Raw genomic sequence first — 16,436 nt, forward strand, 5'->3', positions numbered from 1 at the left:
CTTAGCCGACCACCGCGGGTGACATCAATCGTCCCCAGGCGAGCAAGCGGTCGGTCAGAATCAGTTCACGATTTAGCGCTGCAACATGCAGCAACTGTTCGCGGCACTGCATCCACTGCTGGGCACTCGCATTCAGCGCACTGCTGTTGAGATGTTGTGCCAGTTGCATAACGACATCGACTCTGTCGCCGTTGCCGAGCCATTGGCTGGCACCCTGCTGCACTTTCATGGCATCAACTAACATCGAAATCAGCCAACTCAGTCGCTCTGCCACATCATCGCTATTGAGTGCTGGCAACAGTTGCAGCACATCCCCATTTATGGCGGTGAGCAAGGTCTCACATAGCCTGGTGCGCGCCTGCCAGCGTTCGGGTTGCAACAGCGATAACGCCGCAGCGGGTGCGCCATTACTTAAACGCAGTGCAGCACGCAGCACGACTTCAGGCTGCGGTTGCTGTTTGTGCAACCAAGACAGACTTTGCACTTCTTCCGGCGGGGACAAATGCCACGTCATGCAGCGACTGCGCAATGTTGCCAGTAAGCGCGACGGCTCAAGCACGCTGAGGAAGAACCAACAGTTTGCCGGGGGTTCTTCCAGTGTTTTCAGCAAGGCGTTTGCCGCGGCTTCGGTGAGTTGTGCGGCATCCGGTAACCAAACAATCTTCGCACCACCCTGTTGGGCAAAATGGTAGAGCTTTTCAGTCACATCGCGCACGGCATCGATCCCCAGCGACGACTTGCCCTTTTCAGCCTCTAGCCGATACCAGTCTGGATGGGTGTGCGCCTGCATCAACTGGCAACCGTGGCAGTGACCACAGCTTTTTAACCCTTCCGGCTGCTGGCACATTAGCCAGCGGCTTACGCCCCAAACCAGCGCATCATCCCCCATTCCTTCGATGGCCTGGATCAATAAAGCATGATGCGCCTGACCGGCTTGATGTCGGGCAATAATCTGCCGATAAGGCTGGTTCAGCCATGGATACCAGTTCATGCCGCCTGACCTGCCAGCCAGTTGCGCAGCGCCTGCTGAAGTGACGATGTCACGTCTGCAATATTCTGCGTCGCGTCAATAGTGGTGATGGTAGGATCTGCGGCTGCCAGGGCCAGATAACGTTCACGTGTGCGCTCGAAAAAGCGCAGCGATTCCTGTTCAATACGATCCAGCTCACCGCGTGCACGCGCACGCTGCAGACCCATTTCTGGCGTGACATCAAGATAGAGCGTCAAATCAGGACGGAAATCACCCAGCACCGCATCGCGTAACGTGGTCATCAACTGCGTATCCAACCCACGACCTCCGCCTTGATAGGCCTGTGAAGACAAATCATGACGGTCGCCGATAACCCAGGCACCGCGCGCCAGAGCGGGCTTGATGACGTTTTCCACCAGTTGCACGCGTGCGGCATACAGCATCAGCAACTCGGCTTTATCCGTGACTTGCTCACCCTCGATGCCTTGCTTCACCAGCACACGAAGCTGCTCAGCCAGTGGCGTACCGCCGGGCTCACGGGTGAAAACCACGTCAGTGATCCCCTGCTCATGCAATACCGCGACGATGGCATCACAGGCGGTTGTTTTGCCTGCGCCTTCCAGACCCTCGATGACGATAAACTTACTTTTCATTTTTTTCCTTCATGGCCAGCCGGTAAACCTGTACCGCTTTATTGTGGCTGGCGAGGTTGGTGGTAAAGGTGTGACCGCCTTTACCATCCGCGACGAAATAGAGGTAATTGGTTTTTTCCGGATGCGCTGCCGCTTCCAGTGATGCCCTACCCGGCATGGCAATGGGCCCTGGCGGCATACCACTGATGGTATAGGTATTGTAATCGGTTGGCGTTTCCAGGTCTTTACGCGTCAGCGTGCCCGTGTAACTGTCACCCATACCGTAGATCACCGTGGGATCGGTTTGCAGTTTCATGCCGGTACGCAGTCGGTTTATAAACACCGATGCCACACGCGCGCGCTCTTCGCTGACGCCCGTTTCTTTTTCGATGATGGAGGCCATGGTCACCAAATCCTGCTCTTTCTTATAAGGCAGATTGTCCATGCGGCCTTGCCAAATCTCATCGACCAGTTTGTTCATGCGCGCGTGCGCACGCTCCAGTAGCGCCACATCGCTGGTATTGGCGGTGTAGAGATAAGTGTCAGGATAGAAAGCGCCTTCGAGCTGGCTGGCATCCAGTTTAAGGGCTGCTGCCACGGTGGCAAACTCATCATCCGTCAGGGTGTGTTTGAGATAAGGCGCTTTGCGCAGTTCTGCCAACCACTCTTTCAAACGTGAGCCTTCAACAAAGCGCACCGGGAACTGTGCCTCTTTACCGCTGGCCAACAGCTCAAGCAACTGGCGCACCGTCATATTGCTTTCCAGCCGATAAGTACCCGCCTTGAATTTGGCTAATTCCGGTTCCAGTTTCAATAACGGGCCAAACCAGATGCTGGCAGGAATAATATGCTGACTTTCCAGCTGTGCTTCCAGTACCACGCGACCGCTGCCTGCTGGCAGGGTATAAAGGGTTTCCTGGCTGATCGTCAAAGGTGTATCGGCTAAACGTTCGATTTGCCAATAACTAAAGGCGGCCGCGAGGCCGGCAATCGCCACGGCGCTGGCGACGATTTTTTTCATTCGGGTCATGTTGCTTCCATTGTCTGGCAACTGTCCTGCAGTTGCTGGTACAGCGTGCGCGCGGAGAACGAAACATCGTCAATTTTCCGCACAGGTAAAACCGGCATCAGGGCGTTACAAATCACCACTTCATCGGCGTTCAACACATCGTCCCTGCTACCGTCAATCAATTGACAAGACTGGCCTGCCATCGCCATTTGCGCCATCAGATAACGGCACATAATGCCATTCACACCCGCTTGTTCCAGGCGCGGCGTATAGATGCGTTCGCCTTTGCGCCAGAATAAATTGGCCGCACAGCATTCCACCACCGTCCCTGCAGTGTCAAGCACCAGCGCTTCGTCAGCGTCGGTCTGATCAAGATGTCGACGGATCAGCACTTGTTCAAGTCTGTTCAAATGCTTTAGCCCAGCCAGTAAAGGATTTCTTGCCAACCGAACCGGACTGGTGACGAGGGTTGCACCTTGCTGCTGCAAACGGGCGTAATGATTCGGCCAGGGTGCCAGCGAAAGAATGCGAGTCGGCGTCTCGCAGCCGGCTCTGCTGTAGCCTCTGCCTCCTGCACCGGGCGTCAGAATGACTTTTAATACGGCCTGAGCCTGACCGCTGGCCAGCTGCTGCATCTCTGCCGACAATCGGGCGAGATCAGGGAGCGGTATAAACAGGCGTTCACAGCTCTCTTTCAGCCGTTGCAGATGGGCATCCAGCAACTGAATTCTGCCGCCAACCACCGCTGCAGTGGTAAAGCAGCCGTCGCCAAACTGCACCGCGCGATCGCTTGCGGAGAGCACGTTCTGCTCTATGCCGTTTATCAACATACCCATCCCCTTGGCTACTGTGCCTGTTTACATACCATCGACGAACGTAAGATTCCACGCCACTGCGTGTCAAAATATAAAAAAGGCCCGCATTGCGGGCCTTTTATTGGGCGGGGTATGAATTATACCTTGCGGAAGATAAGCGAACCGTTGGTGCCGCCAAATCCGAAGGAGTTACACAAAGCATACTCCAGACCGCTCACCTGGCGCGCCGTATGCGGCACGAAATCCAGGTCGCAACCTTCATCTGGGTTATCCAGGTTGATGGTTGGCGGAATGGCCTGGTCACGCAGTGCCAGAATCGAATAAATCGATTCTACGGCCCCTGCCGCACCGAGCAAGTGTCCGGTCATGGATTTGGTAGAGCTGACCATCACACTGCGGGCCGCTGCACCAAATACTGACTTCACTGCCTGCGCTTCAGCTTTGTCACCGGCTGGCGTCGAGGTGCCATGCGCGTTAACGTAGCCAATCTGCTCCGCATTCAGCTGCGCATCACGCAAGGCATTGACCATTGCCGCTGCTGCACCTGAACCATCTTCCGGAGGAGAGGTCATGTGGTAAGCATCGCTGCTCATGCCGAAACCGATAATTTCAGCATAGATTTTAGCACCGCGCTTCTTCGCATGTTCGTACTCTTCCAGCACCACAATGCCTGCACCGTCACCCAGCACAAAGCCATCACGATCTTTATCCCACGGACGGCTTGCCGCCTGCGGGTTCTCGTTATTTGTGGAGAGCGCACGTGCAGCACCGAAGCCACCGACACCCAGTGGGGTACTGGCTTTTTCAGCACCACCAGCCAGCATAACGTCAGCATCGTTGTACGCGATGATACGCGCAGCATGACCAATGTTATGCACGCCTGAAGTACAAGCCGTTGCAATCGAAATGCTTGGACCTTTCAGACCGTACATGATGGTCAGATGACCGGCTACCATGTTAACGATGGTCGAAGGAACAAAGAATGGGCTGATTTTGCGCGGGCCGCCGTTGACCAGAGAACTATGGTTATCTTCAATTAAACCCAGTCCGCCGATGCCGGAACCAATTGCCGCACCGATGCGACCGGCATTCTCATCAGTTACAACCAGACCGGAGTCTGCCATAGCCTGAATGCCGGCAACAATGCCGTATTGGATGAAGTCATCCATCTTGCGCTGATCTTTGCGCGAGATGAATTCATCGCAATTAAAATCTCTTACTAAGCCCGCAAAGCGTGTTGCGTAGGCACTAGTATCAAAATGGTCGATCAGGTTAATGCCGCTCTGACCGGCAAGGAGAGCACTCCAGGTAGACTCTACGGTATTGCCGACAGGAGACAACATGCCAAGACCAGTCACAACTACACGACGCTTAGACACGTACGTCCTCCAGGGAGGGAAAAAATAACGCTATGTGGGGCAAACATAAAACTCAGGCGGTCGAGGTGACCGCCTGAAGATATTCATTAGCCTTGATGGCTATTGATGTAATCGATCGCTGCCTGAACGGTAGTGATTTTCTCAGCTTCTTCGTCTGGAATTTCAGTATCAAACTCTTCTTCCAGAGCCATTACCAGCTCAACGGTGTCAAGAGAATCTGCACCCAGGTCTTCAACGAAAGAAGCAGTGTTAATCACTTCGTCTTCTTTAACACCCAGCTGCTCAGCTACGATTTTCTTAACGCGTTGTTCGATATCGCTCATACTATTTAATTTCCTATCAAAACTCGCTTTCGCGATGGTTTTCGTAGTGTATAAAATGTTGAAAAAGATGCAACAAAATCCCGGCTGGTCGAACCACGATTTTGCGCTATTCTGCGGTGTTTACCGCAGATAATGCAAATGATTTCGTGATTATCAGACCATGTACATGCCGCCATTGACGTGCAGCGTCTCACCCGTGATGTAAGAGGCTTCGTCAGAGGCTAAGAATGCAACAGCATTGGCAATCTCCTGCGGGTCGCCTAAACGACCTGCCGGCACTTCTGCCAAAATGCCCGAGCGCTGATCTTCGTTCAGTGCACGCGTCATGTCCGTCTCAATAAAGCCCGGAGCCACGACGTTTACGGTAATGCCACGTGACGCGACTTCTCGCGCCAGTGATTTGCTAAAGCCAATCAAACCTGCTTTTGCTGCCGCGTAGTTTGTTTGGCCCGCGTTACCCATGGTTCCAACTACAGAACCGATGGTAATGATACGGCCCACGCGTTTTTTCATCATGGCACGCATAACCGCCTTAGAAAGACGGAAGACCGATGTCAGGTTGGTATCGAGGATATCCGCCCATTCATCGTCTTTCATGCGCATCAACAGATTGTCACGCGTAATGCCTGCATTATTGACTAAAATGTCCACTTCGCCAAATTCAGCGCGAACTTTCTCGAGCACGCTCTCAATAGAGGCGGCATCGGTCACGTTCAGCAGCAGACCTTTACCTTTATCGCCGAGGTAAGCACTGATTGCTTCCGCACCGCTTTCACTGGTAGCCGTTCCCACCACTTTCGCACCGCGTGCAACCAGCGTTTCCGCGATCGCACGGCCAATGCCGCGGCTTGCGCCAGTCACCAGCGCTACTTTACCTTCAAAGCTCATGTTTTTCCTCTTATTCCTGTGTAAACGCAGCGTTTAGTGAAGCAGAATCGTTCACTGCAGCAGCGGTCAGGCTATCTACAATACGTTTGGTCAGACCGGTCAGGACTTTACCTGGACCGATCTCCAGCAACTGGTCAACACCTTGGGTCGCGATAAACTCAACCGCTTCCGTCCAGCGAACGGGGCTGTACAGCTGGCGTACCAGGGCGCTGCGAATCGCCGCGGCCTCAGTTTCGCACTTCACATCCACGTTGTTAACCACCGGTACGGCTGGGGCGTTGAACGTAATGTTCTCCAGCGCAACGGCCAGTTTCTCTGCGGCGGGCTTCATTAACGCACAGTGCGACGGTACGCTGACAGGCAACGGCAACGCACGTTTTGCACCTGCTGCTTTGCAGGCTGCTCCAGCACGCTCTACCGCTTCTTTATTGCCCGCGATAACCACCTGGCCAGGCGAGTTGAAGTTGACCGGTGAAACCACCTGACCTTGCGCGCTTTCTTCGCAGGCTTTACGAATGGATTCATCATCAAGACCAATAATTGCCTGCATAGCGCCCGTGCCTTCTGGCACCGCTTCTTGCATCAATTTGCCGCGCAGCTCAACCAGCTTAATCGCATCGGCGAAATTCAGTACACCAGCACAAACCAGCGCAGAATATTCACCCAAGCTGTGGCCCGCCATTAACACCGGCTGTGAGCCATTTTTGCTCTGCCAGACACGGTAAATGGCCACTGAAGCCGCCAGCAAAGCTGGTTGGGTCTGCCAGGTTTTGTTCAACTCTTCAGCAGGGCCTTGTTGCACCAGCTGCCATAAGTCGTAACCCAGTGCATCTGAAGCTTCACGGAATGTGGCTTCAACCTGCGGATTTTCTACAGCCAGGTCGGCCAACATGCCAACGGTCTGCGATCCCTGTCCCGGGAAAACAAAAGCAAATTGTGTCATCTTTCGTTCCTGTCAATCAAAAGCGAACCAGCGCCGAACCCCAGGTAAAACCGCCACCAAAGGCTTCGAGCAAAATCAGTTGTCCTGGCTTGATACGGCCATCACGCACGGCTTCATCGAGTGCACTTGGCACTGAGGCAGCGGAAGTGTTGCCGTGGCGATCCAGCGTGACCACAACCTTGTCCATGCCCATGCCGAGTTTTTTGGCGGTGGCGCTGATAATGCGCAAGTTGGCCTGGTGTGGTACCAGCCAGTCGAGCATTTCGCGGTCAAGGTTATTGGCCTGCAACGTCTCGTCAACGATGTGGGCGAGTTCGGTTACCGCCACTTTGAAGACTTCATTACCTGCCATGGTGAGGTAAGCTGGCTCATCCTGATGCGCGCGGTCCTGATACGGCAGCGTCAACAGTTTGCCGTAGCGGCCATCAGCGTGAAGATGCGTTGACAGAATGCCCGGCTCTTCGCTTTGACCCAGTACCACCGCACCCGCACCATCACCGAACAGGATAATGGTGCCGCGATCTTCAGGATCCAGTGTCCGCGCCAGAACGTCCGCACCAATCACCAGCGCGTGTTTAACCACGCCATTTTTGATGTATTGATCGGCAACGCTTAATGCGTAGGTAAAACCTGCACAAGCGGCGGCCAAATCAAATGCCGCGCAGTCGTTAATCTCCAGCATTTGCTGGATCATACACGCTGAACTTGGGAAGGCGTGGCTGGAAGAGGTGGTTGCCACAATAATCAGACCGACATCGCTGGCAGCAACGCCAGCCATTTCCAGCGCACGTTGCGCGGCGGTAAAGCCCATGGTGGCAACGGTTTCATCTGGCGCAGCAATGCGGCGCTCACGGATGCCGGTACGGGTGACAATCCACTCGTCCGAAGTTTCCACCAGTTTTTCAAGATCCGCATTGGTGCGAACCTGCTCAGGCAAATAGCTGCCCGTACCGATAATTTTGGTAAACATCTACGCTTTGTCACTCCTGGCTAATACAGCGTCAAGGCGCGCAGCAATCCTCTCTGGGACTTGCCTTCGCACCGCCTGCTCTGCCTGCTCTATCGCCACGGCAAACGCACGTTGATTCGCCGCACCGTGGCTTTTGATCACTGTCCCGCGCAATCCTAACAGACAAGCGCCATTGTACTGGTCGGGGTTGAGATGACCGAAACGTTTTGCCAGGCGCTTTTGAATCCAGCGCCCGACCAGTTTCAACCACCAGGCCCGTTTTTTCCCATCCTCTGACGACTTGAGCAGAGAAAGAAACATTCTTACCACGCCTTCCATGGTTTTCAGCGTGACGTTACCCACGAAGCCATCACAGACCAGCACATCCGTCTTGCCGGTGAGGAGATCGTTCCCCTCAAGATATCCAATATAGTTGATTTGCGGTGTGTCTCGTAGAACCGCAGATGCTGCGCGAATCGTTTCCAGCCCTTTGGTCTCTTCCTGACCAATGTTCAACAGTGCAACGCGCGGCTTGGCAATTTCCAGTACTTCTTCTGCCATGACGGCGCCCATCACCGCAAACTGCACCAGCATGTCGCTGTCTGAATCGACGTTTGCGCCTAAATCCAGCACCACCGTTTTGCCATGCTGCTGATGCGGCAAGACGGTCATCAACGCCGGACGCTCAATCCCATCCAGCGGCTTTAATAACATTTTTGCCAGACCCATCAATGCGCCGGTATTTCCCGCACTGATACAAGCCTGCGCTCTTCCCTCTTTCACCTGTTCTAACGCCACGCGCATGGAACTGCCGCGACTGTTACGAATAGCTTGTGAAGGTTTGGCATCACTTGCAATAACCGATTCGGCAGGGATCACCTGCACACGCCCCAGTAACGAGGAATCCGCTTTGGCAAGAAATGACGAGATGATGTCGGGATCACCGACCAGAAGAAGAACCAGATGCGTATGAGAGGCCAGTGCCTGCAAGGATGCAGGCACTGTCACGCAGGGACCGAAATCCCCGCCCATGGCATCAACTGCCAGGGTCAAACGTGTCAAGGTATCGCCTTGCGTAACCGCAAAGAATTACTTGGTGATAACCTTGCGACCGCGGTAGTAACCATCCGCAGTGATATGGTGACGCAGATGAGTTTCACCAGAAACTTTATCTACTGACAGAGCTGCGGTGGTCAGCGCATCGTGTGAACGACGCATACCACGCTTAGAACGGGTTGGTTTATTCTGTTGTACGGCCATGGACCTTACTCCTATTACTTACGCTTTAAACTGGCTAATACGGCAAACGGATTTGGTTTTTCTGCCTCTTCAGGCAGCTTCCCAAATACCATGTCCGCGTCGGACACTTCACAGTGTTCAGAATCATGCACCGGAACGACAGGCAGCGCGAGGATGAGTTCATCTTCGATGACTGCCAGCAAGTCGATTTCGCCGAAATCATTGATATCAACTGGCTCGTACGCTTCCGGCAGTGCCTCGGCCTGCTCATCAGAAGAGACAGGACTGAAGCAATAGCTTACGTGAACATGATGCGGAAACGACTGGTTGCAGCGTTGACATGACAAGGTCACCTGCGTTTCAGCTGTTCCCTCAAGAACCGCTAAGCGCTGGTTGTCAATCGCAAACGACATGGTGCATTCCACATCACTGTCCACACTCACGACCGTTTCAGCCAAACGCGCCACCAATTCAGGTGCATACACACCTTGGTAATCAAGGCGTTTTTGCGCGGCACGGGCCACATCGATCGTCAGGGGTAATTTTACCTTTTGCATAGGGCGCGCATATTAACTTTGTAACGTCATAGAGTCAAAGAAAAAGGCCGGTTTACAGCATCTTTCACCCGTTAGTCGCATCCAGTGCGGCGCATAGTTTAAAATGACTGTCATCTTTACGCTATCTATTCTGAAAAAAAATGATGACTCCGTTAATTTTGGCCTCGACCTCCCCTTTCCGTCAGACCTTGCTGGCCAAGCTTGGCCTGCCGTTCATAGCCGCCGCCCCAGATTGTGACGAATCCCCGCTGCCCGATGAATCCGCGCATGCGTTGGTGCAACGCCTGGCGTTAGCCAAGGCTCAGGCACTGGCAAAAGATTACCCTGACCACTGGATCATCGGCTCAGATCAGGTTTGCGTGTTGGATGGTGTGATTACGGGAAAACCTCATACCGTTGAAAATGCCTGTCAGCAACTCTCGGCTGCCAGCGGTAAAGTGATCACTTTTTACACCGGGTTGGCATTGATTCAACCGCAAAGTCAGCAACAACAGGTGATTGTTGAGCCCTTTAACGTGCATTTCCGCACCTTAAGTGATGAAGAGATTCGTTACTACGTAGAAAAGGAACAACCGTTGAACTGTGCAGGCAGTTTTAAAAGTGAAGGGATGGGAATTTGTCTGTTTGAACGGCTTGAGGGACGCGATCCCAATACATTAATTGGTCTACCGTTGATTGCGCTAAATGAAATGCTGATAAAAGTGGGCATCAACGCATTAGGTTGATGCCCGTTGCATCACGCTTTTTTCTGACGTAACTGTGCAAGGCAATGCTTAAGCGCATTATCCAGCGGCGCTTCCATCCGCAACACTTCCCCGGTATTAGGGTGTGTGAAGGTCAGGGCTGCCGCGTGCAAGAACAAGCGAGCCAACCCCGTTGAAGCGAGTTGGCGGTCAAATTCACGATCGCCATAACGATCGTCAAACGCAATCGGATGTCCACCATGCAGCGTGTGCACGCGAATCTGATGCGTACGACCGGTGACCGGACTCGCTTTTACTAACGTCGCAAAGCCAAAACGCTCTTCGACTTTAAAGCGCGTTTCTGAAGGCTTACCTTCCGCACTCACGCGCACTACACGCTCACCACTTTGCAAAATGTTTTTCAGCAAAGGAGCCTGCACAACTTTCAAATGTGACGGCCAGTCGCCGCGCACCAGTGCCAGGTAATCTTTCTGCATGCCTTTTTCGCGCAACTGCTCATGCAACGAACGCAGAGCCGAGCGTTTTTTAGCAACCAGCAGAATGCCTGAGGTATCACGATCAAGGCGATGAACCAATTCAAGGAAACGCGCTTCCGGGCGCAGTGCGCGCAGACCTTCAATAACCCCAAAGCTCAGGCCGCTTCCGCCATGAACTGCTGTGCCTGCCGGTTTGTTCAACACCAGTAAATGATCGTCTTCGTACAGGATGGCATGCGCTAACGCCGCGACTTTATCAAGTTTCGGCGACACCACCTGCTCTTCTCGCTCAGCAACCCGCACTGGAGGAATTCGGACTTCGTCGCCCTCTTCCAGTTTGTACTCTGCTTTGACGCGACCTTTATTCACGCGCACCTCGCCTTTACGCAAGATGCGATAAATCATGCTTTTCGGCACGCCCTTGAGCTGGGTGCGCAAAAAGTTATCAATTCGTTGTCCGGCATTTTCAGCCGAAATGGCGACATACTGTACGCCGGGATTCTCTGTTTTCATGGCGGCGATTCTAAATAGTGTCCCTGGATAGCGCCACCCCTTTTTCTGTGCTTAACTCTCTCTTTATCGCGTTGGGAAAAGGTCTTAATGATGACTTTTTCATCAAAGCGAGGTTAAGCCCTGCAAATGAACAGGTTAAGGATGCACAAACTTCACAGCTCGGCAAAAGTCGCCTTGCTATATGTTGGTGAGCAATGGAATAATGCAGGGGTTTCTGTCCTGGAAAGAGTCAGGCAGGAAAAAGAGCGAAATTAAGGTATTTTGCCGGATGAAACTGACACGCAGCAATGGCGTAAGACGTGATGTTTAATCAGGCACTTAGCGGGCTGCGGGTTGCGGCCTGGACGACAGACTAGGATGTGTGGATTTCTGAATACTCTGTAGCAATTCCACCTTCAGGCGCTGGTTTTCCTTATGAAAAACAGGCCACCGACAAGATTTGCGCCTCTTTAGCCGACGACAACCGTGAGGTTGACGTCAGTGCATTAAGACACGAGGCCATCGGTTGATTCTCGTCCATGGGTAACGATGCCCGCAGCTTTATCACTCATGTGAGAATAACGAGTAAGTCACGATGAAAAGAATGTTAATTAACGCAACTCAGCAGGAGGAGTTGCGCGTTGCCCTTGTTGATGGACAACGTCTGTACGATCTGGATATCGAAAGCCCCGGACACGAGCAGAAAAAAGCCAATATCTACAAAGGTAAAATCACCCGTGTTGAACCAAGCCTCGAAGCTGCATTTGTAGACTACGGTGCTGAACGCCACGGTTTTCTCCCTCTTAAAGAAATTTCCCGCGAATATTTCCCTGCCAATTACAACGCACATGGTCGTCCTAACATCAAAGATGTGCTGCGTGAAGGTCAGGAAGTTATCGTTCAAATTGATAAAGAGGAGCGCGGTAATAAAGGTGCTGCATTAACCACCTTTATTTCACTGGCCGGTAGCTATCTGGTACTGATGCCGAACAACCCGCGTGCCGGTGGCATTTCCCGTCGCATCGAAGGTGATGACCGTACCGAACTGAAAGAAGCACTCTCCGCGTTGGAACTGCCAGACGGTATGGGCTTAATCGTTCGTACTGCAGGCGTGGGCAAATCTGCCGAATCACTGCAGTGGGATCTCAGCTTCCGACTGAAACACTGGGAAGCGATTAAAAAAGCCGCCGATAGCCGCCCTGCACCTTTCCTGATCCATCAGGAAAGTAATGTCATTGTGCGCGCCTTCCGCGACTACCTGCGTCAGGATATCGGTGAAATTCTTATCGATAACCCGAAAGTACTGGAACTGGCTCGTCAGCATATCGCTGCGTTGGGTCGCCCCGACTTCAGCAGCAAAATCAAACTGTACACCGGTGAAATACCGCTGTTCAGTCATTATCAGATCGAGTCGCAGATCGAATCCGCCTTCCAGCGTGAAGTGCGTCTGCCTTCCGGTGGTTCGATTGTTATCGACAGCACTGAAGCGTTGACCGCTATCGACATCAACTCCGCACGTGCCACGCGCGGTGGTGATATCGAAGAAACGGCGTTCAATACGAACCTGGAAGCCGCTGATGAAATCGCGCGCCAACTGCGCTTGCGTGACCTTGGTGGCCTGATCGTTATCGACTTCATCGATATGACACCAGTCCGTCACCAGCGTGCGGTTGAGAACCGTCTGCGCGAAGCCGTCCGTCAGGACCGCGCACGCATTCAGATCAGCCACATTTCGCGTTTCGGTTTACTGGAAATGTCGCGTCAGCGCCTCAGCCCTTCATTGGGCGAGTCCAGCCACCACGTGTGCCCACGTTGTAGCGGTACCGGCACCATTCGTGATAACGAATCGCTCTCCTTGTCTATTTTGCGTTTGATTGAAGAAGAAGCGCTGAAAGACAACACCAAAGAAGTGCATGCGATTGTACCTGTGCCGGTAGCCTCTTACCTGCTGAACGAAAAACGTGATGCAGTCAGCGCTATCGAGAAGCGCCAGGGTGGCGTCCGTGCCATTATCGTGCCGAACGATCAGATGGAAACGCCACACTACTCCGTGCTACGCGTGCGTAAAGGTGAAGAGACGCAGACCCTCTCTTATCACCTGCCGAAGTTACATGAGGCGGAGATGGCGTTGCCTTCGGAAGAAGAGCATGCTGAGCGTCGTCGTCCTGAGCAGCCAGCACTTGCCGCGTTCGTAATGCCGGATGCACCACCTGCACCGGTTGAAGCTGAACAATCTAGCCAGCCTGTGGCGAAAGCCGATGCTAAACCGGCCGCAGCTGCTGCACCTGCCGTTGCCAGCACCGGCTTTGTTGCTCGCCTTCTGAGTGGCTTGAAAAAACTGTTCGCGGGTGATGCACCTGCAGCAACTCCAGCAGAAGTTAAACCAGAAGAGAAAGCCGCTGAAGGTGAGAACAATCAACAGCGTGGCGAACGTCGTAACAACCGTCGCAGTAACAATCGTCGTGAGCGCACACCGCGTAATGGCGACAATGCGCAGGGCCGTGAAGCTCGTGAACCTCGCGAGTCGCGTGAACCGCGTGAACCGCGTGAACCGCGTGAAGCACGTGAGCCTCGTGATAACCAAGACAATCGCCGTAATAAGCGTCAGAACGAGCCACGTGGCGAGCGCCCTGCACTGACTGAAGAGCAGTTGCAGCAGCGTGATGAGCAGCAACAGCAGCGCCGTGAACAGCGTGCTGAGCGTCAGCGTCGTCGTCAGGAAGAAAAACGCACTCAGCAGCAAGATCAGAAAGCCGCTGATGCCGTTCAGACTGATATCGTTGACGAAAACGTTGCTCAGGAAGAAGAACGCGTTCAAGTCATGCCGCGTCGTAAACCGCGCCAGCTGAATCAGCGTGTACGCGTGGGTGATACCACTGAAGTGACCGCCGCGATTCCAACCCCAGCCGTTTCAGAAGCTGCGGTTGAAACAGCACAGCGCGCTCAGTTCAATGAACAACCTGAAGCAACCCATGATGAGCAAGATGACAACGAAAACCGTGATAGCGCGAATATGCCGCGCCGCTCACGTCGTTCTCCTCGTCACTTGCGCGTGAGTGGTCAACGCCGTCGTCGCTATCGTGACGAGCGCTACCCAACGCAGTCTGCGATGCCGCTGGAATCAGCCTCTGCTTCACCAGAAATGGCGTCAGGCAAAGTCTGGATTACCTATCCGGTTGCTCAGACCCACGAGCAGTTCTCTTCTCCGGAAGCGTTGAACGAAATGCCAGATTACAGCTATCAGCATACTGGTGAGCCGGATACTCAGCCTGTGGCAGTGGAAGCGGCATCAACTGAAGTCGCGCAGCCTGAAACACAAGAGATCGTTCATCTCGCTGAACCGCAGGCACACACTGAAGTGCCAGTGGTGAATACGGATGATCTGGCACCTGTTGCCGCTCCGGTCAACGAAGAACCTGCCGTGATCCCGGCTGCTGATGAGCAGATTGCGCAACAAACGGCGGCAGAAGCGGTCCCGGCCATCACCGCTGATGAGCCTGTTGTTGAAGCCGTCGCAGATGTTGAACCTGTGGCAGAAGTTGAGCCTGTAGCGGAAGTCGTGCGTGAAGCCGTAGTCGTCGCTGAACAAGCCCCAGCAGATGTCGCGCCGGCGGTTGAATCGCAAGTGGAAGACGTGCTGAGTGCACCGGTTGCTGCTGAAGCGCCTGTTGCAGCTGTCGCGGAACCCCATGCGCCTGTTGCAGCGCGTGACACTGCTGTCAACAACGCTGAAACCCGCTGGAAGCATCACGCCACTGCGCCGATGACCAAAGCACCGGCGCCGGCATGGGAACCTGAAGCGGTTCGTCACAGCGACTGGGTTCGCCCACCGTTCGACTTTGACGGTCGTGGTTCTGCAGGTGGCCACAGCGCCACTCACCAGGCGACAGCACCGGCTACACGTCCTGAAAGCGTTTAAGCTTAAGCCGTAAAGCGATAACAAAACCCCGACTGGTTCGGGGTTTTTTATTGCCAGTAAGAAGCGCGATAGATTGCGCAAAAAAAATCCCACGGCCTCGAAAGGCGGTGGGAGAAACTAAGCGCGCCCGGTTTAAGCACGCTCAAATTTTCAGTTCAGTTATTTAAGAGTTGAGCTGGAATAGCGACATCTTAGACATATCAGTGAAGGTCTTATAAGACGCCTGCAGTGCCGTTTGTTGCATGGTGTAGCTGGAGATCGCAGAGGTGTAATCGACATCCACCAGGTTGCTCATCTGTGTGGCCATAATGGTGTCATTGGTATCACCTTGTGCATCAAGGGTATCCACTTCATCCATTTTGATCCCGACATCAGAACGCACGGCCAACACATTGTTGAGGGAGTTGCTCAAACCACGGTTGGTCTTGTCCATTGCGTCCTGGAACGTCTGCTTAGTCGCATCATCGGCATCATCCTGTGGCACCTTCAATGCAGCAATTGCGGTATCCAGCATGGTGAATAGATTGGTTTCGCTGTCAGTACCATCCGGTTCGGCTTTGGCATTGCTGGTGATAGACATGAACACTGAGTCGCCGGTATTGCCGACGGTCATCGTGCGGCTGTCGCTGATCTTCTGACTGATCGCATCGTCGCTGCCAACATAGGTGACGCCTGTGCCTGTGTCGCTGAATGGTGCCGATTCGGTTTTATAACCGGCAAAAATATAGCGGCCACTGGCATCCTGGCTATTAGCCAGACCCAACAACTGATCGCGCAAACCTTGTAACTGAGTAGCCAGGGATGCACGGTCATCGTCACTCAATGTACCAGTGGAGGCATTGACGATAGTGGTCTGCGCTGACTGAATGGCTGAGGTCACGCCCTGTAATGTATTTTCTTCAAGCGACAAACTTTGATTCGCAAAAGTGCGCGCAGTGGCGTACTGGCTGCTCTTTGCTTGTGACTGCGCCAAAATGACCGAGCTTGCCGCTGCGATCGGGTCATCAGACGGATTATTAACGCGCAGACCACTAGAAAGCTGTTCGCCTACTTTTAACCATGAAGATTGGGAACCAGTGATACCGCGTACCTGCTGGTCAAAAATCATATTCGTGCTTAAACGCATGGGTTTTTATCCTCT

The 16,436-nt window shown here is 53.5% G+C and carries 16 protein-coding genes; 2 read left to right on the forward strand and 14 right to left on the reverse strand.

Annotated elements, in window-relative coordinates; genetic code table 11:
* Nucleotide 1: 1 nt before the first annotated feature.
* The 12 genes from holB to yceD all read right to left on the reverse strand — a co-directional run bounded on the left by holB (nt 2) and on the right by yceD (nt 9,704).
* A complete protein-coding gene (holB, locus tag ACPUC8_RS04335) occupies nt 2-991 on the reverse strand; it encodes a DNA polymerase III subunit delta' (protein WP_494925634.1) in 990 nt (329 codons plus the stop codon).
* The gene (gene tmk, locus ACPUC8_RS04340; protein ID WP_494925635.1) at nt 988-1,623 is read right to left on the reverse strand and encodes a dTMP kinase; all 636 of its coding nucleotides are present in this window, start codon (nt 1,621-1,623) and stop codon (nt 988-990) included. The genes holB and tmk overlap by 4 nt, the downstream gene beginning before the upstream one ends.
* On the reverse strand, nt 1,613-2,632 hold the full coding sequence (mltG, locus tag ACPUC8_RS04345) for an endolytic transglycosylase MltG (RefSeq protein ID WP_039333679.1): 1,020 nt from the start codon (nt 2,630-2,632) through the stop codon (nt 1,613-1,615). The genes tmk and mltG overlap by 11 nt, the downstream gene beginning before the upstream one ends.
* Nucleotides 2,629-3,441 (reverse strand): aminodeoxychorismate lyase, encoded by an 813-nt coding sequence (gene pabC, locus ACPUC8_RS04350; protein WP_039333677.1) that lies wholly within the window; start codon nt 3,439-3,441, stop codon nt 2,629-2,631. The genes mltG and pabC overlap by 4 nt, the downstream gene beginning before the upstream one ends.
* 122 nt (nt 3,442-3,563) lie before the next feature.
* The gene (gene fabF / locus ACPUC8_RS04355) at nt 3,564-4,805 is read right to left on the reverse strand and encodes a beta-ketoacyl-ACP synthase II (RefSeq protein ID WP_039333675.1); all 1,242 of its coding nucleotides are present in this window, start codon (nt 4,803-4,805) and stop codon (nt 3,564-3,566) included.
* 86 nt (nt 4,806-4,891) lie between these two features.
* Entirely contained in the window at nt 4,892-5,128 is a 237-nt protein-coding gene (gene acpP / locus ACPUC8_RS04360) for an acyl carrier protein (RefSeq protein WP_007885774.1), read from the reverse strand.
* Between the two features lie 153 nt (nt 5,129-5,281).
* On the reverse strand, nt 5,282-6,016 hold the full coding sequence (fabG, locus tag ACPUC8_RS04365) for a 3-oxoacyl-ACP reductase FabG (RefSeq protein ID WP_039333672.1): 735 nt from the start codon (nt 6,014-6,016) through the stop codon (nt 5,282-5,284).
* 10 nt (nt 6,017-6,026) lie between these two features.
* A complete protein-coding gene (fabD, locus tag ACPUC8_RS04370) occupies nt 6,027-6,959 on the reverse strand; it encodes an ACP S-malonyltransferase (RefSeq protein WP_494925636.1) in 933 nt (310 codons plus the stop codon).
* Nucleotides 6,960-6,975: 16 nt separating this feature from the next.
* Nucleotides 6,976-7,929: a beta-ketoacyl-ACP synthase III gene (locus ACPUC8_RS04375; protein ID WP_039333668.1), complete on the reverse strand. Its 954-nt coding sequence runs from the start codon at nt 7,927-7,929 to the stop codon at nt 6,976-6,978.
* A complete protein-coding gene (gene plsX, locus ACPUC8_RS04380; protein WP_039333666.1) occupies nt 7,930-8,970 on the reverse strand; it encodes a phosphate acyltransferase PlsX in 1,041 nt (346 codons plus the stop codon).
* 27 nt (nt 8,971-8,997) lie between these two features.
* Nucleotides 8,998-9,168: a 50S ribosomal protein L32 gene (gene rpmF / locus ACPUC8_RS04385; RefSeq protein WP_007885783.1), complete on the reverse strand. Its 171-nt coding sequence runs from the start codon at nt 9,166-9,168 to the stop codon at nt 8,998-9,000.
* A 14-nt stretch (nt 9,169-9,182) separates the two neighbouring features.
* Nucleotides 9,183-9,704 (reverse strand): 23S rRNA accumulation protein YceD, encoded by a 522-nt coding sequence (yceD, locus tag ACPUC8_RS04390; RefSeq protein WP_039333660.1) that lies wholly within the window; start codon nt 9,702-9,704, stop codon nt 9,183-9,185.
* Nucleotides 9,705-9,847: 143 nt separating this feature from the next.
* On the opposite strand from yceD, the gene ACPUC8_RS04395 reads away from it, so the two are divergent.
* Nucleotides 9,848-10,429, forward strand: a complete 582-nt coding sequence (locus ACPUC8_RS04395) for a Maf family protein (protein WP_494925712.1) — start codon at nt 9,848-9,850, stop codon at nt 10,427-10,429.
* Nucleotides 10,430-10,440: 11 nt separating this feature from the next.
* Here the strand turns inward: ACPUC8_RS04395 and rluC are convergent, their stop codons facing one another.
* On the reverse strand, nt 10,441-11,397 hold the full coding sequence (gene rluC, locus ACPUC8_RS04400; RefSeq protein WP_494925637.1) for a 23S rRNA pseudouridine(955/2504/2580) synthase RluC: 957 nt from the start codon (nt 11,395-11,397) through the stop codon (nt 10,441-10,443).
* A 574-nt stretch (nt 11,398-11,971) separates the two neighbouring features.
* Here rluC and rne point away from each other — a divergent pair.
* Entirely contained in the window at nt 11,972-15,295 is a 3,324-nt protein-coding gene (gene rne / locus ACPUC8_RS04405; protein WP_494925638.1) for a ribonuclease E, read from the forward strand.
* A 163-nt stretch (nt 15,296-15,458) separates the two neighbouring features.
* On the opposite strand, the gene flgL is transcribed toward rne, so the two are convergent.
* Nucleotides 15,459-16,421: a flagellar hook-associated protein FlgL gene (gene flgL, locus ACPUC8_RS04410; protein WP_039333652.1), complete on the reverse strand. Its 963-nt coding sequence runs from the start codon at nt 16,419-16,421 to the stop codon at nt 15,459-15,461.
* Nucleotides 16,422-16,436 lie beyond the last annotated feature (15 nt).

This window comes from Pantoea sp. CFCC18177 (genome assembly GCF_059412425.1).

Coding starts and splice junctions, on each gene's coding strand:
- fabG (WP_039333672.1), bottom strand. CDS start 6,016: ATGAGCTTTGAAGGTAAAGTAGCGCTGGTGACTGGCGCAAGCCGCGGC.
- holB (WP_494925634.1), bottom strand. CDS start 991: ATGAACTGGTATCCATGGCTGAACCAGCCTTATCGGCAGATTATTGCC.
- ACPUC8_RS04395 (WP_494925712.1), top strand. CDS start 9,848: ATGACTCCGTTAATTTTGGCCTCGACCTCCCCTTTCCGTCAGACCTTG.
- tmk (WP_494925635.1), bottom strand. CDS start 1,623: ATGAAAAGTAAGTTTATCGTCATCGAGGGTCTGGAAGGCGCAGGCAAA.
- pabC (WP_039333677.1), bottom strand. CDS start 3,441: ATGTTGATAAACGGCATAGAGCAGAACGTGCTCTCCGCAAGCGATCGC.
- ACPUC8_RS04375 (WP_039333668.1), bottom strand. CDS start 7,929: ATGTTTACCAAAATTATCGGTACGGGCAGCTATTTGCCTGAGCAGGTT.
- acpP (WP_007885774.1), bottom strand. CDS start 5,128: ATGAGCGATATCGAACAACGCGTTAAGAAAATCGTAGCTGAGCAGCTG.
- fabD (WP_494925636.1), bottom strand. CDS start 6,959: ATGACACAATTTGCTTTTGTTTTCCCGGGACAGGGATCGCAGACCGTT.
- yceD (WP_039333660.1), bottom strand. CDS start 9,704: ATGCAAAAGGTAAAATTACCCCTGACGATCGATGTGGCCCGTGCCGCG.
- mltG (WP_039333679.1), bottom strand. CDS start 2,632: ATGACCCGAATGAAAAAAATCGTCGCCAGCGCCGTGGCGATTGCCGGC.
- rpmF (WP_007885783.1), bottom strand. CDS start 9,168: ATGGCCGTACAACAGAATAAACCAACCCGTTCTAAGCGTGGTATGCGT.
- rne (WP_494925638.1), top strand. CDS start 11,972: ATGAAAAGAATGTTAATTAACGCAACTCAGCAGGAGGAGTTGCGCGTT.
- rluC (WP_494925637.1), bottom strand. CDS start 11,397: ATGAAAACAGAGAATCCCGGCGTACAGTATGTCGCCATTTCGGCTGAA.
- flgL (WP_039333652.1), bottom strand. CDS start 16,421: ATGCGTTTAAGCACGAATATGATTTTTGACCAGCAGGTACGCGGTATC.